Genomic DNA, 24,241 nt, shown 5'->3' with positions numbered 1-24,241 from the left:
CGCCACGGCCCGGAATCGGGCAGGCGCGTCGCACCCCGAGGAAGCTCCCTTGGGCTGGCGTCGGGGTTCATCTTACACAGACCTCCCCGTACTCGTCCGACGCCAGGTCCCCCAGCCCCACGTGCAGTGATCATCGCGTATCATCGGCGAGCCCGCGTGCTCGCCTCGACGTTCTTCGGTCTCCTCGCGGCAAGCGGTTGCAGCAAGGCCTCAGGAACAGGCGTACAGCAGCAAGGCCAATCGGGCGGGGGCGGTCCGCCGCCGCCGCAAGTCGGCATCGTGACCGTTTCTCCGACGACGATCGCCGAGCCGTACGAGCTTGGCGCGCAGGTGCAGCCGTACCGCCGCGTCGAGGTTCGCGCGCGTGTCGAAGGCATCATCGTCGAGCGGCCGTTCACCGAAGGCTCGGTCGTCTCGAAGGGACAAGTCCTCTACAAGCTCGATCCCGTCAAATACGACGCGGCATACAGAAGCGCCGTCGCGCGTCTCGACAACGCGAAGCGCACTGTCGCGAGGCTCGAGCCGCTGATTCCGAAGCACGCGGTCGCGCAGCAGGACGTCGACAACGCGCACTCGGAGCTCGAGTCCTCCCAGGCCGCGGTAGACGCGGCAAAAAAAGATCTCGACGACTGCGTGATTCGCGCCGAGATCAACGGACAGGTGGGACGCGCGCGGCTCGAGTTGGGGGCACGCGTCACCGGGCCCGGCGACTTGCTCACCACAATCGATGAGCTGGATCCGGTGTACGTCACGTTTCATCCGTCGTCGCAGCAGCTCGCGACGTGGGAACGGGACCCGCGGGCCGGTGCTCTGATTCGTCGTGGGAGCAGCCTCGCCGTGCGCGTCGTGCTTCCCGACAGCTCGCTGTTGCCGCGGGCCGGGCGGCTCGACTTCATCGCGCCGTCGCTCGACTCGGCGAGCGGCACGGAGGAATTCCGTGCCACGTTCTCGAACGGCGACCGGCGCTTGCTGCCGGGACAGTTCGTGCGCGTTCGGCTCGAAGGATTCACTCGGGCAGCGGCGCTCGCCGTTCCCCAGCGCGCGGTGATGCAGGGAATGGGTCGGCAGTTCGTCTACGTCGTCGGCAGCGGCGACACCGTCACGGCGCGCGACGTGAAGCCCGGGCCGTGGAGCGGCCAGCTCTGGATCATCGACTCCGGGTTGTCGCCCGGTGATCGCGTGATCGTCGAGGGAACTCAGAAGGTCGGTCCGGGGCGCGTGGTGAAGCCGGTGGCGCTCGCCGACAGCACGAAATCCTCGGCGGCAAAATGAGCGAGCCGCGCTACTTCTTCATCCGGCGCCCGATCTTCGGCGCCGTGATCTCGATCGTCATCACGCTGCTCGGTCTGTTCGCGATTCACCTGCTGCCGGTGACGCGGTATCCGCAGATCACGCCGCCCGCGGTGCGCATTCAGACGAACTATCCGGGAGCGTCGTCGGAGGACGCGGCACAGGCCGTCGCGGCGCCGATCGAGGAGCAACTGGCGGGACTGCAGGGCATGCTCTACTACGCGTCGTCGAACTCGAGCGACGGGTCGACGACGATCAACGTGACATTCGACGTATCGCGCAACCAGGACCTCGCGGCGGTCGACGTTCAGAACGCCGAGAAGTTGGCGGAGCCTCAGCTGCCGGACGCGGTGCGCACGAACGGCATCACGATCCTCAAGGCGAACACCGACATCCTCGCGGTGGTCGCGCTCCAGTCGAGCGATCCGCGCTACGACGCGACGTATCTCGCGAACTACATGAAGCTGTTCGTCGTGGACGAGCTGAAGCGCGTGCCGGGCGTCGGCGACGCGACGCCGTTCCCGGCGCGCGACTTCTCGATGCTGCTCCAGCTCGACCCCGACAAGATGGCGCAACTCAGCCTCACGGTGAGCGACATCGCCGCGGCGGTGCGAGAGCAGAACGCGACGAATCCGGCGGGGCGCCTGGGTGCCGAGCCGTCGCCGCCGGGCACGCAACTCACGCTGCCGATCACGACGATCGGCCGGCTTCAAAACCCGGAAGAGTTCAACGACATCGTGATCCGGGCGCGCCCCGACGGCTCGGTGATACGGTTACGGGACATCGGGCGCGCTACGCTCGGCGCGCGAAGCTATGATCTCGAAGGACGTCTCAACGGCGTGCCGACCGCGTTCGTGCTGCTCTACATGCGGCCGGGCGCCAACGCGCTCGCCGTGAAGCAGGCGGTCGTCGATCGGCTGGGCGAGATGCAGTCCGGCTTCCCGCAAGGGGTGAAGTGGGCGCTGCCGTTCGACACGACGCCGTTCGTGAGCGCGTCGATCCACGAAGTCACGATCACGCTCGTCGAAGCGATGATTCTCGTGACGCTGGTCGTGTTCCTCTTCTTGCAGAGCTGGCGCGCGACGCTGATACCGATGCTCGCCGTGCCGGTGAGCGTCATCGGCACGTTCCTCGGTCTCTTGGCGTTCGGCATGTCGATCAACGTGCTGACGTTGTTCGGCCTCGTGTTGGCGATCGGCATCGTCGTCGACGACGCGATCGTCGTGATCGAGAACGTCGAGCGCATCATGGCGAGCGAGGGGCTCGAGCCGCGTCTCGCCGCGGACAAGGCGATTCGCCAGGTGGGGAGTGCCCTGGTCGCGATCGTGCTCGTGCTGTGTTCCGTGTTCGTGCCGGTCGCGTTCATCGGCGGCGTGACGGGCGAGTTGTTCAAGCAGTTTGCGATGACGATCGTCATCGCCGTCGTGCTGTCGGGGCTGGTCGCGTTGACGTTGACGCCGGCGCTCTGCGCGCTCTTGCTCACCGAATCCGAAGCGACGCACACGACGGGCTTCTTCGGCTGGTTCAATCGCCTCTTCACGAAAGCCACGAATGGCTACGTCGGCGCGGTTGACTCCGTGATCCGCCGCCCGCCGATGTGGGTCGGCATGTTCGTGGTGATCGTGGCGCTGGCGGGATTCTTCTGGCGCAAGATTCCGACGGCGTTCATTCCGACGGAAGACAAAGGGTACATGGCGCTGTCGGTGCAGCTTCCCGACGCCGCGTCGCTCCAGCGCACCGAAGCGACCGTTGCCTCGATCGAAAAGATTCTGCGCGCCGAGCCGGCCGTACGAAACATCGTCGCGCTCGTCGGTCTCGATCTTCTCACTCAGTCGAGCGCGACGAACGGCGCCACCGTGTTCCTCAACGTGAAACCGTGGGACGAGCGCTCGTCGCACGACGCGCTCGATTCGATCGCGTCGCGCGTGAACCGCAAGCTGTTCGCGCTCCCCGACGCGCAGGCGTTCGGGTTCAACCTGCCCGAAGTGCCGGGACTCGGCATCACGGCGGGCGTCGAGATCAACTTGCAGAACCGCAACGGCCAGGACATCCGCACCTTCGCCCAGCACGTGGCCGAGTTCCGGGCGGCGGTGAATCAACTGCCGGCGGCGGGCGGACTCAATACGACGTTCCGTGCCGCGGTGCCGCAGGTGTACGTCACGGTGGATCGCACGGCCGCCAAGGCGCGCGGGATCAACCTCACCGACCTGTTCGCGACCCTGCAGGCGAATCTCTCGTCGCTCTACATCAACGACTTCAATCTTCAGGGCAAGACCTACCGGGTGCAGGCGCAGGCCCAGCCGCAGTTCCGGCAGACTCCGGCCGACATCGGCAAGCTCTACGTGCGCGGCGCGAACAACACGATGGTGCCCGTTTCCGCCGTGACGACGATCAGCTTCCGCAGCGCGCCGACGGTCGTACCCAGGTTCAATGGATTCACGTCGGCGCAGTTCACCGGAACGCCGAAGCCGGGACACAGCACGGGCGAATTGCTGCATCAAGTCGACGACCTGATCGCCAACCAGTTCGCCTCGGCGGGACTTGGCGTGTCCTACTCCGGCCAGTCGTTCCAGGAGCGCGCGTCGAGCGGTGACGCGGCCGTGGTCTTCGCGCTCGGACTCGTGCTCGTGTTCTTGGTGCTTGCGGCGCAGTACGAGAGCTGGTCGGTGCCGTTCGCGGTCTTGTTCGGCGTGCCCTTTGGTGTGCTGGGCGCGCTACTCGGCATTTGGATTCGCCGCCAGCCGAACGACATCTACTTCCAGGTGGGACTGATCACCGTCGTCGGACTCGCGGCGAAGAACGCGATTCTGATCGTGGAGTTCGCGAACGAGCTGCGCATGCACGGCATGAGCATTCGCCAAGCGGCGGTCGAAGCGGCGCGAGAGCGATTGCGGCCGATCCTCATGACCTCGTTCGCGTTCATCCTCGGCGTACTGCCGCTGATGTTGGCGAGCGGCGCCGGCGCGGTGAGCCGGCACTCGATCGGCACCGGCGTGTTCGCGGGAATGCTGTTCGCGACGACAGTCGGAATCTTCTTCATTCCCCTCTTCTTCCGCATCATTCGCGGTGTCGCCGAGGGAAAAAGCAAAACGGAGCCCGCGGCGCCCGAAGCGGTGGTCGCGCCGACGACGGAGCACGCATGATGCGCTCTCGCGGACTACTCGTCGCCGCGGCTCCCGTCGTGTTGGCGTCGGCGTGTCTCGCCGGCCCGCGGTACGTGCCCGAGACGGTCGCCAGCTCGCGCGAACGCATCGGCGTCACGCGAACGGGCGACTCGGCAAACGCGTTCTTCGATTCGCTCGCCGCGGCGCGACGAGCGGACACGGCTCGCATCGCGGCCGTGCCTGCCGTTCGTCGCTTGGCGGCGATCGACTCCCTCACGTCGTTCGCCTGGCTGGATCTCCTGCGCGACACGACGCTCACTCGGCTGGTCGACGTCGCGCTTCAACAAAACCGGGATCTCCGTGTCGCCGAGGCACGAATCCGAGAATTTCGCGCGGCGGTCGGCGTGTCGAAGGCGCCGCTCGTTCCGTCCGTGGCGCTCAATGGATCGGAGAGCTCGAACCAGGTCGTGCTCGGGTCGTTTCCGCCGAGCGCCTATCGCGCGGCGCGCGTCACGGCCGATCTCACGTGGGAGCTCGACTTCTGGGGCCGGCTGCGTCGCGGCGTTCAAGCGGCGTCGGCCGACCTCGGCGCGCAGGAGGCGGCGGAGCGCGCGACCGTTCTTTCGCTGGTGAGCAACGTCGCGACGAGCTATCTCCAACTGCTCGAGCTCGATCAAGAGCGGCTCGTGGCGCAGCAGACGTTGAGCTCCCGCCAAGCGACGCTCGACGTCGCGCGCGCGCGATACTCGGAGGGACTCACGTCGGAGCTCGACGTGCGACAGTTCGAGGCGCAGGTGGCCGCGCCGGCGGTGACGCTGGCGCAGACCGAGCGCGCGACCGCCGTGACGGAGCACAACCTGAACGTCTTGCTCGGCGAAGGTCCGACGGCGATCCCGCGACGCGGAACGCTCGCCGCGGCGGTGGAGGCTCTCTCGATCCCCGATTCGATTCCGGCCGGCCTTCTCGCGCGGCGCCCCGACGTGCAGCAGGCGGAGCGCAACTACGCCGCCGCCCACGCGCGCATCGGAGTCGCCGATGCGGCTCGGTTGCCGACGGTGAGCATCGTGGGGTCGCTGGGATCGCAGGCCGGCGTGCCGAACAACGTGTTCGGAGACAACACGCACGTGTACCAGCTGTTCGCCGGTGTCTCGTTTCCGGTGTTCGACAACCGTCGCCTCGCGAACTTGTCCGCGGAAGCGCGTGCTCGCGCGGACCAGGCGAAAGCGTCGTACGAGTCGACGGCGCTCAACGCGATCCGCGAAGCGAACGATGCCCTCGCCGGAGTGCGCGCTGCGCGTGACGAGGTGGCCGCGCAAGCCACGCAGGCTCGGGCGCTGCGGCAGGCGCTCAGTCTCGCCGAATCGAGGTACGACGCGGGGTTGTCATCGTACCTCGATCTGCTCGACGCGCAGCGGAGCTTGTTCAGCGCGGAGCTGGCGTTGAGTCAGGCGCAGCTCGGCGAGCTGACTGCGGCAGTGCAGCTCTACAAAGCGCTGGGCGGAACTTGGACGACCAGTAGATAGGCGCGGCGCTATGCGACCGCCGCCGCCGGCGCGGGCCCGGCATCAACCAGTCGCTTGAGAACGGGATCGACGCGAAGATTGAGTCCTTCGAGCGTTCGAGCTCCGAGCAGCGTGAGATCGTCCGGCTCGCCGAAAACGACGTGATCCACCGTCCACGTTCCGCCGGCGTAGACGAGCGCGACGCCTGTCCAACGATCGAGGATCTCGCCGTTGGCCTGGCGAAAGCGAAGCGGCTTGTCGCGCGCGATACGCAATGACTCGAGCACGGGCGCCGGCACCCACGACAGTTCGGCACCCGTATCCACGAGCACGTCGTCGAGCGCCCGCCGCAAGCCGCGGCGGGACGGATTCTCGATCTCGATCGTCGTGCGAAACGTTCCCATCTCGTCCGACATCATACTCTCGGCGGCGTCGCCGAACGGTACCATTTTCCCGCGCGCCGAGTCAAATGCTGAAGGCGCAACTGCTCCTGTCGAGCTTCGGGTTTGGCGCGGGCAACTCGTTAGGAGAGCGAGCCCAGCCTCGAGCGGCGGCTGGGAGCAAGAGCCTCCGGCCTAACGACGTTACCGGCTCACCGCTCGTGCTTATCGCTATTGCTCGAGGCTAGGCTCGCTCCGACTTTCGAGATTTCCATTCCGGCGGGCCGAAGCCCGAACGAATCTCAGTTCTCAGAACTCAGACCCGAGGCCTCAGCACACCGGCGGCTTGAGTGCGCCACTCGGAGCCTGCACTTTCAAAGTGCCCGCCTCAGCCGCCAGCTTCTGCCACGTGGCTACGGTCTTCGTCAGGTCGCGACAGCTGGCACCGAATGCGGTCAGCATCGCGGCCGTCGGAGCTTGATCGCCCAGATCCTGCGCGTTGAGCTGTCCGACCATCGCGCCGTTCAGGCCCTGGAAGTTCGGCGTCCCGCCCTGACCGCCGCGACCGCGGCCGCGTCCACCGCCGCCCATTCCGGCGAGCGTGTCGAGTTGGGCGGCGAGCGAGTTGGCCTTGGCGGCGTCGCCCGATCCTGCGTTGGCAGACGCGCGCAGCGCGTCGCGCAAAGCCTGCGCCATGCGGTGTCCTTCGTACGCGCTGTTGATGCCCTGCAACAACTTCATCTGCAGCGCGTGCTGCGCCGTGATCGCGGCGACCGTCGCGGGGGAATGCGGGTCGGGCCTGATCGCCACCGTCTGCGTGTAGCTCTTGCCGTCGACGGTGAGCTTGAGCGTGTACGTGCCCGGAATCGCGACCGGTCCTTCCGGCGACGCCGGCGTGAGACCGGGATTCGCGTTGATCTCGAACGAGTGCGAGAACGAATTGGGTGAGTCGTAGCGCAGATCCCAGTTCGTCCGGTTGCCGCCGACGTTCGTCGGCAGCGGCTTCGGGGTCTCGATCCAGAAGTTCGGCTCGGGCGGACGCGCGGCTTCGGGAACAGGCGCGATCGCCGCGCTCGACATGTGCCGAACGACGCCGCCCGACGCGTCGAGCACGTCGAGCGTGATGTCGCCGTGCGGAGCTTGGCCGAGCCAATAGTCGAGCTGTACGCCCTGCGCGGGGTTGAGCGCGTGCGGGACCTCGGGCGGGAAGGGCGTGTCAGCGCCGACGTTGCGGCGCGTGCGCACGACGTCGCCCGGCTTGAACAAATGTGCGGCCTCGCTCACGATGGCGGGCGAGACCTGTCGCAGCATCGAGTAGTCGTCGAGCGCCCAGAAGCCGCGTCCGTACGTCGACACGACGGCGTCATTGTCCTTGAGCGCGATGTCGCGAAATGAAGTCGTGGGCAAGTTGAGTTGCAGCGATTGCCAATGATCGCCGTCGTCGAACGACACGTACATGTTGCTCTCGGTGCCGGCGAACAGAAGCCCGCGCCGCACCGGGTCGTTGCGGACGACGCGCGCGAAGCTGCCGCTCGGCTGATTCGTCGCGAGTCCTTCGGTGATTCGCGTCCACGTCTTGCCCGAGTCGCGAGTGCGCAGGATGTAAGGCTCGTAGTCGCCGCTGCGGAATCCCGCGACCACCGCGTACGCTTCGTTGACGTCGAAATGCGACGGCTCGACCGACAGCACCTCGGAGGCGATCGCCGGGATTCCAGGGACAGTGCCACCAGACCACGTCTTTCCACCGTCGTGCGTGACTTTGATCAAGCCGTTGTTCGTGCCGACCCAGATCGTGCCCGCACCGATGGTGGAAGCGCGCATCGACTGAATTGCGCCGTTCCTGGCCGGGGGCGGCAGCTCCGGACGTGCCCCGAGGTCGGGGCTGATCGACGTCCAGTGCGCGCCGCCGTCGATCGTCGTCCAGACCGACTGGAACGCGGCGATCAGCATGTGCTTGTTCCATGGCGCGAACACGATCGGCTGGTCGCTCGTCGTGCGGAGCTGCCGCGACGCGTCGATCGCCGGGCTCACGTTGATCCACTGCTCGCTCGGATACGAGATCTTCAAGATCCCCGAGCCGCTGGCGTACACGGTATTCGGATCCAGCGGGTCGGCGATGATCGTGCCCCACTCCCAACCAGAAACCGGATTCCAGTCCAACGGCGTGATCGCGCCGAGGTTGCCGCGGATGCGCGTGCGGATGGCGCCGGCGTCCTGCTGCGTGCCGTACACCCAGTACGGAACCGAGTTGTCGACCGAGAGATGGTATATCTGCTCCGTCGATTGGTTATACCACGAACTCCATGTTGCGCCGCCGTCGAGCGAGACGATCGCGCCCTGATCGTAGCCGAAGAGAATGCGCTGCCCGTTCGTGGGATCGATCCACATCTGCTGCGGATCGTCGCCGCCGGGGGCGCCCTTGAATCCGGTGAAGGTCTTGCCGCCGTCGCGCGAGACGTAGCTTGCCGTGTTGAGCGTGTAGACGACGTCCGGGTTCTGCGGGTCGACATAGACGCCGCAGTTGTAGCCGCCCTGGCCGTTACGAATTCTCTGATCGTCGGCCGCCATCTGGTGCCACGTCGCGCCGCCATCGTCGGAGCGGTAGAGCCCCGCGTCGCCGATCACGAACACGCGCTGGCCCTGCGTGTTGTTGGCGACGGCGACCCAAATCTTGCCGCTGAGGCGGGCGGGCAGTCCGCTGCCGGTGATCTCTTTCCACGTCACGCCGCCATCGATCGACTTGAAGAGCTTCGTGCTCGTCGGGCCCGTCTGCTGGCCTCCTCTGCCGCCGCCGAAGCCACCCGGGGGAGGAATCGGCGGCGTGTAGTGCGCGACGGTCGTCGCGAAGACGATCATCGGCGTGTCGAAGGCGCGGGCGACCTTCTGCGCACCGGTGCTGTCATCGACGAACAGCGTCTGCGTCCACGTGGCGCCGCCGTCGGTGCTGCGGTACACGCCGCGCTCCTTGCTTTTGGCGTGCACGTTCCCCTGTGCGGCGAGGAGCACGATGTTCGGGTCGTGGGGGTCCACCGACATCGACGGGATTTGCTTGGTCGCGTCGAGCCCGAGGTGGCGCCACGTCCGGCCCGCGTCGGTCGACTTGTAGACGCCATTTCCCTCGTTGATCCCGCCGCCTGTGATGATGTCGCCCGTGCCCGCGTAGACGATGTTCGGATCCGACGGCGCGACTTCGACTGAACCGATCGACGAGACGTCCTTGATGCTGTCGAAGATCGGGAACCAGGTGTGCCCGGCGTTGGTGGTCTTCCAAACGCCGCCCGCGGGAAGTCCGATGTAGAAGACGCCTGCTTGTCCGACCGCGCCGCTCACGGCTGCGATTCGTCCGCCGCGGAAGGGGCCAAGGTTGCGCCACGAGAGCGCGGAATAGACCCGCGAGTCTATAGGTCCGCCGCTCTGCGCCTGGGCGGAGGCGACAAGCGAAAGGGCGAGAGCGATGGTCGGCGCCGAGCGCCGCAACAAGCCGAGCGGGTTGGTCATGGGGTTGGTTAGTCGATTCGACAGGTCGGATCGGGGCGAATCATGAGCCACAATCCAAAGAGGAACAGCAAGCTGAAAACGAGGATGACGTAGGCCCGAACGGCCAGGAGCCACGTTCCGATCGCCGTGCCCGTGAGCACGAAGCCGAGCATCACCACGTGACACGGACAGGTCAGGATGGCGAGCCAGGCACCGAGCTTGTTTCGCCCGCTCATTTGACGCCGTAGGGCTCCGCGAGTGCCGGTCATGTGAAATACGATAGAGTGCGCGACGCTCCCGGGACAAGTCGCCCCGGCCGCGCCGCCACCGTAAGAATCTGGTCATGCCGCCGGGCCCTCCCGACGCGGCCCTTCCACCTCCGTCGAACGACCAGCAGGTTAGGGCGCACTCGAGCCTCCTGGCCAATGCACATCGGAATGAGCTTCGACTTCTCGCTGCTCCTTGCAGCCACGCTGCGGATGGCGCTCGCGCTGGCGTTGACGCTGCCGATCGCGCGCGAACGTGAGCTGCACGACATGAGCGCTGGGCTCCGCACGTTCCCGATCGTCGCACTTGGCGCGTGCGGCCTCGTGCTGCTCGCGAGTTCCGAGTTTCCGCCGGGTTCAGTTCCGGTGATGTACGTGATTCAGGGACTCGTGACGGGAGTCGGCTTCATCGGCGGCGGAGCGATCCTCAAGGCGAACGATCGCGTGAGAGGAACCGCGACAGCCGCCAGCATCTGGTCTACCGCGGCCATCGGTGCGTGCGTCGGATTGGGGCACGCGGAGATCGCGGTCGTGCTTGCGCTGTTCACCTACTTCACCCTCTGGATCGTGAGCGCGATGGAGGCGAAGCACATGATTCCGCCGACGCCGGAGGCATGGCGGGGCCCCGAGCCCGCGCGCGGCGAAGGCTCCAAGCCGCGGCGCGACCACGAGGAGGTCTGAGTGGCGTCCCGTCGGCGCGGCACTACAGCGCGTTGATGTCGATCGTGTGAAGGACTTTTCGCGGGAAGCCGTCTCGGGCGACCCGCATCATCGCTCGGCCGATCTGTTCGGTCGTCGTGACGTGGCCGGGAAACAAGCGCTCGAGGAGCGGCATGACCGGCGCCATGGTGACGTACACGGCGTTGTAGAGGCGCGTCCTCGATTTGATGCCGTGGAGCGGCCGGATGAGCCCGGGTCGAAAGACGTAGGCGCGAAGCGGGAGCCGAAACAGCGCGTTCTCGGTCCGCCCGCGCACGCGCGCCCACATCGCGCCCGTCTCCTCCGACGAGGCACCGGCCGCCGAGACGAAGACGAAGGTCATGTCCGGGTTGATGCGCGACAGAGCCGCGGCAACCGACATCGTGAGATCGTAGGTGACGCGTGTGTATTGTTCCTCGGTCATGCCGACGGCCGACACGCCGAGGCAAAAAAAGCATGCGTCGAATCCGTGGAGCTCGGACTCCATTCCGGACAAGTCGTAGAGATTGGTCCAGACGAGATCGCGGAGTTTCCTGTGTTGGCGGCCAGTCGGCACACGGCCAATGGTGAGCACCTGCTCGACCCCGCCGTCGAGCAGAGACTCGCGCAACACTCCCTGGCCAATCATCCCCGTCGCGCCGAACACGATCACCTTCATCTGAGGCGCCTCCCCTCCCGCGGGCGGTCGAATCAAGTCTCAACTAACTACGCATCGGCTTGACCCACCAGGACGGCGCCCCGCATGATTGCCCCATGAGACAATCCCCATCCAACATCCGGCGGATCGTCGTCGCCGGCCTCAGCGCCGTTGTCAGCATCTGCACGACTCGATCCGTCGCATCCGCGCAGGAGTCGGTTGCCCCCCCGGAAATCCGGTTCGACGCGAGCGTCGATTTTCTCAAGGTGCCGCCCAACATGTACCTCGGCGAGGTAGCCGGCGTCGCGATCGACGCGCGAAAGCACCTCTACGTGTTCTCGCGTACGGGCAGCCGGAGCACGCTGCACGGCGAGGCGGCGTCGCAACTCTTCGAGTTCGGGCCGGACGGCGCGTTCATTCGCGAGATCGGCAAGGACCTCTACGGCTTCGCCTTCGCCCACACGGTCCGCATCGACAAGAGCGGGAATCTCTGGGCGACCGACGAAGGCACGAACATGATCATGGAGTTCAACCCGGCCGGCCGCGTGATGATGGTCCTCGGCCGTCGCGCCGAAGCCGTCGAGGCGCCGGCGGAGACGGCTCCGGGCACGATTCCGAGACCGGGCTGGGGATCGTTCAACCGTCCGACCGACGTCGCATGGAACGCGAACGGCGACATCTTCGTCGCCGACGGCTACAACAATTCGCGCGTCGTGAAGATCGACAAGAACGGCCGCTGGGTGAAAACGTGGGGCGAGCGCGGCTCGGGGCAGGGGCAGTTCAATATCCTGCACTCGATCGCCAGCGACGAGCGCGGCAACGTCTACGTCGCCGACCGCACGAACCGCCGCATCCAGGTCTTCGACTCCGACGGAAACTTCCAGCGCCAGTTCACGATTGACGTGCCCTTCGACAAGGCGCCGAACGTGATGCTCGGAGGGATGCCGTCGCCCAACTCGAACCCGCTCGCGGTCTCCGGCGCCCCATGGGCGATCTGCATCACGCCGGGTCCCAACCAGGTGCTCTACAGCGCCGATGCCGTTCCCGGCCGCATCTACAAACTCTCACTCGACGGCAAGGTGCTCGGCGTGCTCGGCGAGGCAGGGAAGGGGCTGAAGCAGTTCGGCTGGATCCACGAGATCGCCTGTCCATCAGAGAACGAGCTGTACGTCGCCGAGCTTCTCAATTGGCGCGTGCAGAGGCTGACGCTTCATCCGGCAGAGGGAAAGCGGAAGACCGGTGGACCGGTAGACCGGTAGACCGGAAGACCGGAAGACCGGAAGACCGGAAAGGTACGGATGGTCTTGGCGATTACACTTCTGGTATTTCCCTGTCCACCCGTCCACCCGTCCACCCGTCCACCCGTCCACCGCCCTCAAGGCTTCACGGTGACGGTCGCCGGAGTCGCCGAGGTCACGCCGTCGAACACGACGCGCGCGCTGATGGTCGCGACGCCGGTCTTCACGCCCGTCACCAGTCCGGTAGCCGACACCGTGGCAATGGTCGGATCACTCGACGTCCAGGTGATCGTTCGTCCGGTGACGGTCGTCCCGCCGTTCTTCGCCGTCGCGGTGAGCTGCACCGTCGGATTCGTCGTGAGACTCACGTTCGCCGAGCCCGGGGTGATCTGAACGCTGGTCACGGCGAGAATCACCTTGATGTTCGACGTGTCGGCCTTGGCTTCCGACGTCGCGATGACGCGCGCCGAGCCGACCGCCTTTCCCGTGACCGTGGTCGACGCGCCGCTGTTCGGCGCGACCGTCGCGACGGAGCCGGGGTTGCTCGTCCAGGTCACGAGACGGTCGGTCACCACGGTTCCCTTCACGTCCGTCACCGTGGCCGAGACGGTGCGGGTGCTCAACGCACCGGAGGTCGTGATCGAGTCGGTGGTCGGAGCGACCGACACGTTTCCGACCGGCGCGCGCATCGACACGAGGGAGTTCGTGGCTCCCTTGCCCTCACTGATCGCCGAAATAGTCGTATTTCCGGCCGTCAGTCCGCTCACGAGACCGCTGGCGCTCACCGTCGCGACGGCCGGATTGCCCGACTGCCACGTGACGACGCGCCCCGTGAGAACGGCACCCGTGGAGTCTTTGGTGACCGCGGTCAACTGCGTCGTGTAGCCGAGGAAAACCGTGTCGGGACTCAACGGCGTGATCAACACGCTGGCGACCGGCACCACGGTGACCGAGAGTGTCGCCGCGCCCGATTTCCCTTCGCTCTTCGCGGTGATCGTCGTCGTGCCCACGGCGATGGCTGTGGCCAAGCCGGAACCATTCACCGTCGCGACCGCGGGACTGCTCGAGGTCCACGTGATGGTTCGGCCGACGAGCGTGTTTCCCTGCGCGTCCTTGGCCGTGGCCGTGAACTGCTTGGTCTCCGTCACGACAGCCGTCGCGGTCGGAGGCGCGACCGTGACCGATGCAACCGGGACATAGACGGTGATCGTCGAGGTGCCGCCCTTGCCTTCGCTGCTCGCCGTGATCGTCGCCGTGCCCAAGGCGACTCCCGTTACGAGACCGGACGACGAGACCGTCGCCACCGCGGGGTTGCTCGAGCCCCAACTCACCACGCGCCCGGTGAGGACGCCGCCCGCCGAATCCTCGGTGACCGCCGCGAGTTGCACCGTGACGCCGACGCCGATGCTGTCCCTCGGCGGTTGCACCACCACGAGTGCGACAGGAACCGGCGTCACCGTAATCGTGCTCGAGCCGCTCTTGCCTTCGCTGGTGGCGGTGATCGTCGCCGTTCCTGGGGCAACGGCCGTCACGACGCCCGACGCCGACACGGTCGCCGCGGCACTGTTGTTCGACGCCCACGTCACGACGCGGTCGGTTACGATGTTTCCGGCCGAATCGGTCACCGTCACGCCGAGCGAGAACGTTTGCGTGGCCAACATCGATTTCGTCGTCGGCGATACAACCACGCTCGCGACGGGAATCGGCGTGACGTTGATCGTCGCCGTTCCGCTCTTGCCTTCGCTGGTCGCCGTGATCGTCGCAGTGCCCGCTGCCACGCCCGTTACCACGCCGCCGTTCACCGTGGCGATCGACGTGTTGCTCGACGCCCAGGTGATCGCCCGGTTCGTGACGACGTTGCCGAGCGAGTCTTTCACGGTCGCGTCGAAGTTCGCCGTCTTTCCGGTGCGGATGCTCGCGGACGCCGGCGATACGGTCACGCTGCCGACCGGTACCGCTCTCACCGTCACCGACGACGTGCCGGATTTTCCTTCACTCGTCGCGGTGATGGTCACCGTGCCCGGCGCCAAGCCGGTCACGATCCCACTGGTCGACACGATCGCCTGGCTCGAGTTGCTCGACGACCACGTCACCGCGCGGTCCGTGACGACGTTTCCGTTCACGTCGCGTACGACGGCGTTCAGCTGCACGCTCGTGCTCTGCAAGATCGTCGGCCCTTGCGGCTGTACCGTGACCGACCCGACGGCCACGTTCGTCACCGTCAATGCGGCCGTGCCGTTCTTGCCTTCACTCGTCGCGGTGATCGTGCTCGTGCCTTGAGCGACGGCCGTCACTAGGCCTGACGACGACACCGTCGCCACGCTCGTATTCGAGCTGGCCCACGTCACCGTGCGTCCGTTCAAGACGTTTCCGCCCGCGTCCTGAAGAGTCGCCAGGTACTGCGTCGTCTGACCGACCGACATGGTGAGCGCGCCCGGTGTGACGTTGACGGAGGCGACCGCGGCCTGCGAGACCGTGACCGTCATCGAGCCGTTCTTTCCTTCGCACGTCGCGGTGATCGTCGCCGTTCCGGTGGCGACCGCGGTCATCAATCCGTTGGCGTCTACTGTCGCGACGCCCGCGTTGCTCGTGCTCCAGATGACGGCCCGCCCGCTGAGAGGATTCTGCCCCGCGTCGTATGTCGCGGCTGAGAGCGCGGCGTGGGTGCCGGGGGCTGCCTCGATGTGCGGAGGCGTGACGACGACACTCGCCACGGGTGTCTTCTCGACCGTGATCGTCGCGACGCCCGATTTTCCGTTCACGCTCGCCGCGACCTGCGTCGAGCCGAGCGCCACGCCGGTGACGATGCCGGCGCTGGAAATCGTCGCGACGTTCGGATTCTGAACCGACCAGAAGACGCTAGCGCCAGAAAGCGTCTTGCCGTTCGGATCCTTCACCAGCGCCTGGAGCGGGATCTGCGTGCCGACGGCCAACGTCGTCGTCGGCGGTGTGATCGACACGGACCCCACGTTCAGCGTCGTCGCGACGTCGGTCGCCACGCTCACGCAGGCCGCGACCAAGACGGTCGCGGCCCAGATTCCCAGGCGCCGCCCCCACGCGGGAACGGCGGACAGGCGCTGTCTTCGAAGGACTCTCATCTCTCCGGCGGCGGGGACGAAATGCGCGAACAACGCGCGGTTCAACCGCGAGGCGTGTCGCGGTTGGCCGTTGAGACTCTGCAAAAGCCTGGCTAGAGATCGCCGCTTCTACGACGCTGAAAGGCGCCGAGGAGTCACGGGCTGACGGGCTCGGCACTAGGTACGAGGGGCGAAACGGCCGAGCGCCGAGAACTGCCGAAGACCGAAACTGCCGAACGCCGAAACTGCCGAAATCCGAGACGGCGGGAACGGTCGAACGCCGAGAATGGCCGAACGCCGAAACTGCCAACGGCCAAACGCTTCGGCCCGCGCCCACGTTCGAGTTGGCAAACAATCGTGAAAGGTCCTTCGCCGCTCACTCCGTTCCGCAAGGGAGCGCGAAGGTCAGAGGCGAGCTTCCTCTGGCCCTTTCGGCTCTCGGCAGCTTCGCCTCTTGGCGGTTTCGGCCTTCGGCAGTTTCGGCGTCTCGGAGTTTCGGCCGTTTCGGCCCGTGGCAGTTTCGGTTCTCGGAGGTTTCGGGCCTCGGCAGTTTCGCTTCCCGGTTCAAGGAATCGTGAACGACCCCACGACTCCCACTCCGTTCGCCGCTGGCGCGACCGACAGGGCGAGAGTTGCCCCGTTCCGAAGCCGACGCGCATACGACGCCGCCTCGATCGCGCTGTAGAGCGCGATGCCGCCGGCGACGCCCAAGCCGGGGATGAGATAGGGCCGTGTCTTGTGCGTCGTCGTCTCGGAGTAGCTGTACTTGTTGCCGAACGGATCGGTCGCGGTTTTGGTCGTCGTGGTGGGATTGTCCTTCTGGGTAAGGGCGAATCCGGCGGCCGCGCCCACGGCGGCGAGCGAAAGGAAGCCGCGCACAGGTCGCTTCGTGTAAAACTGCCCGCCACCGGGTACGATCACGCCCAGGCCGAACGCCTGAGACGCCGACAGCCGCTGCGACCGAAGGGCGTTGATGCGAGCCACGACGAGCGTACGGTCCGTGGCTTCGGGGCGGAGGCGGAGATATCGCTCGTAGTCATCAGCCGCGCCGTCGCGACGATTCTGGAGCGCCCGCACCAGTCCGCGGTCGTAGTACGCGTCGGCCGACGTCGAGTCGATCCGGACGACGGTCGTGAAGAAGACTTCCGCGTCGTTCCACTGTCCCTTGGCGTAGGCATCCACGCCGCGCCTGAATGCCGTGCCCTCGATCGTCACGACGGTGTCTTGCTTCGGTGGAACCAGAGTCGACACGTGCGCGCGCACGTCGGCTGCCTCGGCGGCGCTCGGCGCGAGCGACAAGAACCGGCAATACTCGGTCGCGGCGTTTGCGAGAACGCCGGCGCCTTCGTACGCCCGCGCGAGCTCGTACGCGAGGTTCGGGTCGGTCGGATCGAGTCCGGCTGCGCCTCGCAACTGGCTGAGCGCCGCGGTCGCGTCGCCGAGAATCGCGGACTGTCGCGCGCGTTGCGCCATCTCACGCGCGTCGCGTCGCTGCGCTTCGGTCGGCGACGACGCCTGGGTCACCGAGGGAGGACAAGCCGGACGCATGCGCACTGCGACGGGTCGCAACTTGAGTTGCTCTCGCAGAGGCGCCGAACTCTGGCCCGAAAGAGCCAGCGGCGCGAGGAACGAGCCCAGAATGGGCAGCCAGAGTTTGCGAGTCATCAGGGAGTCACCGTTATCACTGTGGCCACGGACGAAACCACGCCATCCAGGACCGCCGTCGCCGTGATCGACGCCGTCCCAACAGCCTTCGCAGTCACCAGACCATTCGCACTCACCGTCGCGATCGAAGGGTCACTCGACTGCCAGCTGACCGTGCGTCCGGCGATTGCCCCGCTCGATCCATCGAGCAACGTCGCCGAGAGCTGTACGGTCGGTGTGGTAGCCAGACTCAGCGTTGCAGATAGTGGCGAAATCTGGACCGTGACGACGGCCTGTATCACTTTGATCGTCGAGGACCCGAATTTGGTCTCCGCCGACGCCGTGATCGACGCCGGCCCTGGGCCGACGCCAGTCACGATCGTCGTGGGCCCGGTACTCGGGCTCACCGAGGCAAGGAGAGGCTGAAGACTCGCCCAACTGACGACGCGATCGGTCACGACTGTCCCCTTCACGTCTCTGACGGTAGCGGCCAGCTGCTTTGTGCCGGCCGTGGTCACCGAATCCGACGCCGGCGCGACGACAACGCTGCCCACCGGGGCGACCATGGAAACCATCGTCACAGAATTCGTCTTCCCTTCACTCGTCGCCGTGATGTTTGCCACACCGGCCGCCACGCCCGTGACGAGGCCTGTCGCGTCCACGGTCGCAGCGGACGTATTGTCCGATTGCCAGGTTACGACGCGGCCGGTGAGGACCGTTCCGTTCCCGTCCTTGGTGACCGCCGAGAGTTGCGTCGTATAGCCGATGAACACCGTGTCGGGGCTCGGCGGCGCGATCGTGACGGTGGCGACCGGGACCGGATTGACGGTGAGAGTCGCGCTGCCCGATTGTCCTTCGCTCGTTGCGGTGATCGTCGCCGCGCCCGGCGCGACGCCGGTCGCGACGCCCGACGAGTTCACGGTGGCCGCGGCCGTGTTGTTCGAGCCCCACGTGACCGAGCGCCCGGTGAGCACGTTCCCCTGCGCGTCCTTAGTGGTGGCGGTGAAGCCGGTGGTGTTGCCGACAGTCACCGTCGTCGACACCGGCGCCACGGTGACCGTCGCGACGGGAACCTGAAGCACCGTGATCGTTGAAAGGCCGCTCTTTCCTTCGCTCGTCGCCGTGATCGTCGCGCCACCGGCTTTGATCGCCGTCACGAGGCCGGTTGCCGAAACGGTCGCCGTCGTCGGATCGCTCGATCCCCACGTCACGGTGCGGCCGGTCAACACGCCGCCGATCGAATCAAGTGTGACGGCCGTCAGCTGCGCGGTTCCGCCGATGTTGAGCGTATCCTGAAGCGGCTGTACGACGACGGTGCTCACGGGCACCAGCGAGACCGTGATGGTGCTCGTGCCGCTCTTCGTCTCACTCGTCGCAGTGATCGTCGCCGTGCCCGGTCCGACTGCCGTCACCAATCCGCCCGTCGACACGGTGGCGACGGCGGTGTTGTTCGAGCCCCACGTGACGACTCGATCCGTCACCATCGCGCCCGTCGAATCGCGGACGGTCGCGGTGAGCGCGACGGTCTGGGTCACGAGCAAGTTCTTGCTCGGCGGCGCCACCGTCACGCTGCCGACCGGAATCTTCGTCACGGTGATCGTCGAGATCCCGCTCTTACCTTCGCTCGTCGCGCTAACCGTCGCCGTGCCCGGCGCGACCCCCGTCACCAAGCCGCTCGAGCTCACCGTCGCGATCGTCGGGTCACTCGAGCCCCACGTCACTACGCGGCCGGTCAACACGCCGCCGATGGAATCCAGCGTGGCGGCGGCCAGCTGCGTCGTCGCCGACACACGGATGCCGGCGCTCGGCGGAGAAACGACGACTGAGGCGACCGGGACGAGCGACACGGTGATCGTGCTGGTCCCGCTCTTCGTCTCGCTCGTCGCGGTGATCGTTGCCGTCCCCGGCGCGACCGCGGTCACGAGACCGGCCGTCGACACCGTTGCGACCGCGGGGTTGCTCGAGCCCCACGTGACGACACGGTCCGTGACGATCGTGCCCACGCTGTCCCTCACCGTGGCCGTGAGAGCGACCGACTGGGTGACGAAGAGCGATTTGGCCGGCGGCGCCACCGTCACGCTGCCGACGGGGATCTTCGTGACGGTGATGGTCGATGTGCCGCTCTTGCCTTCGCTCGTGGCGGTGATCGTGACCGTGCCCGGTACGACGCCCGCCACCAAGCCGGTCGAGCTCACTGTTGCGATCGTCGGATCGCTCGAGCCCCACGTCACCGCGCGTCCGCTGAGCACACCGCCGACCGAGTCCCTGGTGACGGCCGTCAGCTGAGTCGCCGCGGTCACGCGAATTCCTACGCTCGCCGGCGAAACGGTAACGGTGCTCACCGGAACGAGCGAGACCGTGATCGTGCTGGTCCCGCTCTTCGTCTCACTCGTCGCCGTGATGGTCGCGGTGCCAGGCGCGACGGCCGTCACCAATCCGCTCGACGACACGGTGGCAACCGCCGGGTTGCTCGTGCCCCACGTAACGATGCGATCGGTCACGACGGTGCCGAGACTGTCCTTCACGGTCGGCGCGAGCGTCGCGGTCTGAGTGACGAAGAGCGCCTTCGTCGGAGGTGCCACGGTCACGCTTCCGACCGGCACCTTCGCCACCAAGACCGGCGACGTGCCGTTCTTTCCCTCGCTCGTCGCGGTGATCGTCGCCGTGCCGAGCTTGAGCGCGGTGACGAGTCCAGTCGCCGACACGCTCGCTGTCGTCGGATCGCTCGAGCTCCACGCCACGACTCGACCGGTCAGCACTCGGCCGAGTGAATCTTCGGTCACGGCGGCAAATTGACGCGACGTGTTGATGGTGAGGCTGTCGTGCGACGGCTGCATGACGACGATGCCCACCGGAATCGGCGAAACGGTGATCGTGCTCGTACCGGTCTTCGTTTCGCTGGTGGCCGTAATCGTCGCCGTGCCCGGCGCGACCGCTGTGACCACGCCGAGCGGTGAAACCGTCGCGACGCCGGTGGCGTTCGAGCTCCACGACACGGGGCGATCGGTCACGACGGTTCCGGTGCTGTCCTTGACCGTCGGCGTGAGCGTAACGGTCTCGGTGACCAGGAGCGCCTTGCTCGCGGGCGCCACCGTCACGCTCGCGACCGGAACCTTGACGACGGTCACGAGCGACGTGCCGTTCTTTCCCTCGCTTGTCGCGGTGATCGTCGCGCTGCCGAGTTTCAGCGCCGAGACCAAGCCGGTCGACGAGACGCTCACGGTGGTGGGATCGCTCGAGCCCCACGCCACGACGCGGCCGTTCAAGACGCCGCCGATGGAGTCTTTGGTGAGCGCGGTGAGCTGGGCTGTCGTGCCGATCGTGACGCTCGCCGTGGGCGGTTGAATGGCGACGCTGGCAACCGGAACGGGCGACACGGTGATCGTGCTCGTGCCGGTCTTCGTCTCGCTGGTGGCGGTGATCGTCGCGGCGCCCGCCGCGACGGCGGTCACCAAGCCGGTAGCCGACACCGTCGCCGCCGCGGGATTGTTCGAGCTCCAGGTCACGACTCGATCCGTGACCGTATTTCCGACGCTGTCCTTGACCGTCGTCGCGAGAGCGACCGTTTGACTGACGAGCAAGGCTTTGGTCGGCGGCGACACTGTCACCGTGCTGACGGGAATCTTCGAGACGTTGATCGACGACGACCCGCTCTTGCCTTCGCTGGTCGCGGTGATGGTCGCCGTGCCCGGCGCGATGCCGGTCACGACACCGGATGAACTCACCGTCGCCAGCGTGGAATCACTCGTCGTCCAGGCGATGATTCGGTTCGTGACGACGACGCCATTGGCGTCCTTGACCGTCGGCGTGAGCGTCGTCGTCGCCGTCACGCGGATGTTCGCGGTGGCCGGCGACAGCGTGACGGTGGCGACGGGAACCGGCGTCACGGTCACCGAGGTCGTTCCCGACTTTTGCTCGCTCGTCGCCGTGATGATCGCCGTTCCGGGGGTCAGCGCCGTGACGACGCCCGACGTGGACACCGTCGCGACGTTCGCGTTGCTCGACGCCCATGTCACCACGCGATTCGTGACGACGGCGCCATTCACGTCGCGCACGGTGACGCTCAGTTGAACGCTGGCGCCCACGACGATCGTGGGAGTCTGAGGTAGCACCGCGACGGATCCCACCGCGACGTTCGTGACCGTGACCTCCGCCGTGCCGGTCTTTCCTTCGCTCGTCGCGGTGATCGTCGCGGTCCCCGATGCCGTCGCTGTCACGACGCCTTGGTCGGACACCGTCGCGATGCCCGTGTTGGAGCTCGTCCAGGCCACCGTGCGTCCGTTGAGCACGTTGCCGAGGTTGTCGGTCAGCGTCGCGGCGAGTTGAGTGACCTGGCCGACCGACATCGAGAGCGGTGTGGGCGACACGGTGACCGTCGCGACCGGCGACTGCGACACGGTGATCGCCGTGACGCCGATCTTTCCCTCCGCCGTGGCCGTGATGCTCGCCGAGCCGGGAGCGACGGCGGTCATCATGCCGTTTCCGTCGACGGTGGCTATTGCCGCGCTACTCGTGTTCCAGGTGATCGTGCGGCCGGACAGCGGATTTTGCGCGGCGTCGTATGCGGTTGCCGTGAGTTGAAAGTGCGCGCCGGGGACGAGGTTGAGTTGTGGCGGCGTCACGACGACGCTCGACACCGGCTCTCGCTGCACGGTGATCGTCGCGATGCCCGACTTGCCGTTCACGCTCGCGGCAATCTCCGTCGACCCGGCCGACACTCCGGTCACGACGCCCGCGCTGGAGATCGAGGCGATGTTTGGATCGCGCACGGACCAGAACACGCTGTTGCCGGTGATCGGCTTGCCCGAGAAATCCTGAACGACGACCTGTAGGGGAACCTGCGCGCCGACGGACACCGATGTCGTGGGCGGATTGACCGCCACCGACGCGACGTCGGCGGTCGGAGTGACCTCGGTGGACATGGTGCACGCGGCGACCGCGACCGCGGCTAGCGAGGCCAGCCGTCGCGACGTGGGCGCAAGAAGGCCCGCAGACCAGGGCCGCCGGCGCGTCATCTACGGAGTAACGGTGATGACGGACGCGACGGACGTCACGCCGTCGAACACCGCTGTCGCGGTGATGTTCGCGATGCCCGCTCCCTTCGCGGTCACCAATCCGTTCGCGTCAACCGTCGCGGCGGCGGGATTGCTCGACGTCCACGTGACCACGCGACCTGTGACCGTGGTGTTGCCCGCGTCTTTGCACGTCGCGGTCAGTTGAATCGTCGGATGGGTGGCCAGGCTGAGGCTTCCGATCAGCGGCGAGACCGTGACCGTTTTCACCGCGGCAACGACGTTCACTGTCGCGGTGTCCGCCTTGGTCTCCGACGTGGCCACGATGCTCGCCGTGCCCTTCGCCTTGCCGTCGACGTTCGTCGTCGCGCCGTTGTTCGGCGAGATCGTTGCGATCGGACCCTGCAAGCTTGCCCATGCGATCGCGCGGTCGGTGACAACCGTTCCCTTCACGTCGGTGACGGTCGCTCTGAGCTGAAGCGTTCCGCTGGTGCTCACCGAGTCCGACGCCGGAGCGACGACGACGCTTCCCACCGGTGCCTTGATCGAGACGAGGGTCGCCGTACCGGTCTTGCCTTCGCTCGTCGCCGTGATGGACGTCGAACCGGCGGCCACTCCGGTCACGAGACCGTTCGCGTCGACCGTCGCGATCGCCGTGTTGGTCGAATGCCACGTCACCGCGCGACCCGTCAGCACGCCCCCGAGAGAGTCCTTGGTGACCGCCGTCAATTGCGTCGTGTAGCCGATGAACACCGTGTCGGGGCTGGGCGGCTGAATCGTCACGGTCGCCACGGGGAGCGCCGTCACCGTCACCGACGTGGTGCCGGACTTTCCTTCGCTCGTGGCGGTGATCGTCGCCGTTCCACCGCCGACGCCGGTCACGACACCCGACGACGACACGACCGCCACCGCGGCGGAGCTCGACGACCAAGTGACGACTCGGTTCGTTACGATCACGCCGTTCACGTCGCGGACGGTGGCGCTCAGCTGAACGTTTGCGCCGACCAAGATCGCCGGCCCTTGCGGCTGCACGGCGACGGAACCCACCGCGACGTTCGAGATCGTCAGCGCGGCGCTGCCGTTCTTCCCTTCGCTCGTCGCCGTGATCGACGTGCTGCCCGCGGCGACGGCCGTCACGACGCCCTGTGACGACACCGTGGCCACCGCGGTGTTGGAGCTGGCCCACGTCACCGTGCGGCCGCTCAACAGGTTGCCGGCGCTGTCCGTGAGCGTCGCCGTGAGCTGTGTGGTCTGCCCGACCGACATGGAGAGCGGCGACGGAGCCACCGTCACGAGAGAGACCGCGGCTTGCGACACGGAAACCGTGGCGACCCCGCTCTTGCCCTCGGACGTTGCTGTGATGGTCGCCGTGCCCTGGCCGGTGGCCGTCATGATCCCGTTCGCATCGACCGTCGCCACGGCGGCGTTGCTCGTGCTCCACGAGATGAACCGGTCGGTGAGCGGATTCTGAGCCGCGTCGTACGCCGTGGCGCTGAGCGGCGCCTTTCCACCGGGCGATGCGTCGACGTGCGGCGGAGTGACCACCACGCTGGAGACAGGTATCTTCTGCACGGTGATCGTCGCGATCCCTGACTTGCCGTTCGAGCTGGCCGCGACTTGAGTCGACCCGATCGCGAGTCCGGTCACGACTCCGGCACTCGACACGGTCGCGACGGTCGCGTCCTGCACCGACCAAAAGACGTCGGCGCCGCTGATCGAGTTGCCCGACGCGTCTCGCACGGACGCCTGAAGCGGAGCCTGTGAGCCAATCGACAGAGTCGTCGTCGGCGGCGTGATCGATACCGACGCGATCTGCGGACCCGATACCTGGTCCGGCGTCGTGCCCGCGCACGCCGCGACCGCGGCCGCCAATGACCAAACCGCCATTCGCCGCATTCCGAACTTCCGAAAATTC

13 protein-coding genes are annotated in these 24,241 nt (G+C 66.8%); 5 read left to right on the top strand and 8 right to left on the bottom strand.

Features of this window, described 5'->3' with window-relative positions; translation table 11 throughout:
* Positions 1–126 precede the first annotated feature (126 nt).
* The 3 genes from VGQ44_15615 to VGQ44_15605 are packed head-to-tail and all read left to right on the top strand — an operon-like array spanning position 127 to position 5,917.
* The gene (locus VGQ44_15615) at positions 127–1,272 is read left to right on the top strand and encodes an efflux RND transporter periplasmic adaptor subunit (GenBank protein ID HEV8448258.1); all 1,146 of its coding nucleotides are present in this window, start codon (positions 127–129) and stop codon (positions 1,270–1,272) included.
* The gene (locus tag VGQ44_15610) at positions 1,269–4,433 is read left to right on the top strand and encodes a multidrug efflux RND transporter permease subunit (GenBank protein ID HEV8448257.1); all 3,165 of its coding nucleotides are present in this window, start codon (positions 1,269–1,271) and stop codon (positions 4,431–4,433) included. The genes VGQ44_15615 and VGQ44_15610 overlap by 4 nt, the downstream gene beginning before the upstream one ends.
* On the top strand, positions 4,430–5,917 hold the full coding sequence (locus VGQ44_15605; protein ID HEV8448256.1) for an efflux transporter outer membrane subunit: 1,488 nt from the start codon (positions 4,430–4,432) through the stop codon (positions 5,915–5,917). The genes VGQ44_15610 and VGQ44_15605 overlap by 4 nt, the downstream gene beginning before the upstream one ends.
* Before the next feature lie 8 nt (positions 5,918–5,925).
* Here the strand turns inward: VGQ44_15605 and VGQ44_15600 are convergent, their stop codons facing one another.
* The 3 genes from VGQ44_15600 to VGQ44_15590 all read right to left on the bottom strand — a co-directional run bounded on the left by VGQ44_15600 (position 5,926) and on the right by VGQ44_15590 (position 10,022).
* A complete protein-coding gene (locus tag VGQ44_15600; protein ID HEV8448255.1) occupies positions 5,926–6,312 on the bottom strand; it encodes a hypothetical protein in 387 nt (128 codons plus the stop codon).
* A gap of 294 nt (positions 6,313–6,606) precedes the next feature.
* Positions 6,607–9,774 carry a hypothetical protein gene (locus VGQ44_15595; GenBank protein ID HEV8448254.1) on the bottom strand — a complete coding sequence of 1,056 codons (3,168 nt, stop codon included), beginning with the start codon at positions 9,772–9,774 and terminating at the stop codon, positions 6,607–6,609.
* Positions 9,775–9,782: 8 nt separating this feature from the next.
* A complete protein-coding gene (locus VGQ44_15590; protein HEV8448253.1) occupies positions 9,783–10,022 on the bottom strand; it encodes a hypothetical protein in 240 nt (79 codons plus the stop codon).
* Positions 10,023–10,178: 156 nt separating this feature from the next.
* On the opposite strand from VGQ44_15590, the gene VGQ44_15585 reads away from it, so the two are divergent.
* Entirely contained in the window at positions 10,179–10,700 is a 522-nt protein-coding gene (locus VGQ44_15585; GenBank protein HEV8448252.1) for an MgtC/SapB family protein, read from the top strand.
* 22 nt (positions 10,701–10,722) lie between these two features.
* On the opposite strand, the gene VGQ44_15580 is transcribed toward VGQ44_15585, so the two are convergent.
* Entirely contained in the window at positions 10,723–11,376 is a 654-nt protein-coding gene (locus VGQ44_15580; GenBank protein HEV8448251.1) for an NAD-dependent epimerase/dehydratase family protein, read from the bottom strand.
* A 95-nt stretch (positions 11,377–11,471) separates the two neighbouring features.
* Here VGQ44_15580 and VGQ44_15575 point away from each other — a divergent pair, with 95 nt between their 5' ends.
* Positions 11,472–12,614, top strand: a complete 1,143-nt coding sequence (locus tag VGQ44_15575; protein HEV8448250.1) for a peptidyl-alpha-hydroxyglycine alpha-amidating lyase family protein — start codon at positions 11,472–11,474, stop codon at positions 12,612–12,614.
* A gap of 116 nt (positions 12,615–12,730) precedes the next feature.
* Here VGQ44_15575 and VGQ44_15570 read toward each other — a convergent pair whose 3' ends face one another.
* From VGQ44_15570 to VGQ44_15555, 4 genes are all read right to left on the bottom strand, one after another.
* Entirely contained in the window at positions 12,731–15,691 is a 2,961-nt protein-coding gene (locus VGQ44_15570) for an Ig-like domain-containing protein (protein ID HEV8448249.1), read from the bottom strand.
* A gap of 543 nt (positions 15,692–16,234) precedes the next feature.
* Positions 16,235–17,335: a hypothetical protein gene (locus VGQ44_15565; GenBank protein HEV8448248.1), complete on the bottom strand. Its 1,101-nt coding sequence runs from the start codon at positions 17,333–17,335 to the stop codon at positions 16,235–16,237.
* Positions 17,335–22,236 carry an Ig-like domain-containing protein gene (locus VGQ44_15560; protein ID HEV8448247.1) on the bottom strand — a complete coding sequence of 1,634 codons (4,902 nt, stop codon included), beginning with the start codon at positions 22,234–22,236 and terminating at the stop codon, positions 17,335–17,337. Before VGQ44_15560 ends, VGQ44_15565 begins: the two co-directional genes overlap by 1 nt.
* A 93-nt stretch (positions 22,237–22,329) precedes the next feature.
* Positions 22,330–24,222 carry an Ig-like domain-containing protein gene (locus VGQ44_15555; GenBank protein ID HEV8448246.1) on the bottom strand — a complete coding sequence of 631 codons (1,893 nt, stop codon included), beginning with the start codon at positions 24,220–24,222 and terminating at the stop codon, positions 22,330–22,332.
* Positions 24,223–24,241 lie beyond the last annotated feature (19 nt).

The sequence above is a fragment of the Gemmatimonadaceae bacterium genome, assembly GCA_036003045.1.
In the GTDB taxonomy this organism is placed as follows: Bacteria; Gemmatimonadota; Gemmatimonadetes; order Gemmatimonadales; family Gemmatimonadaceae; genus JAQBQB01.
Note: the sequence above shows the minus strand (reverse complement) of the source record. Positions and strands in the feature narration are given on the sequence as shown.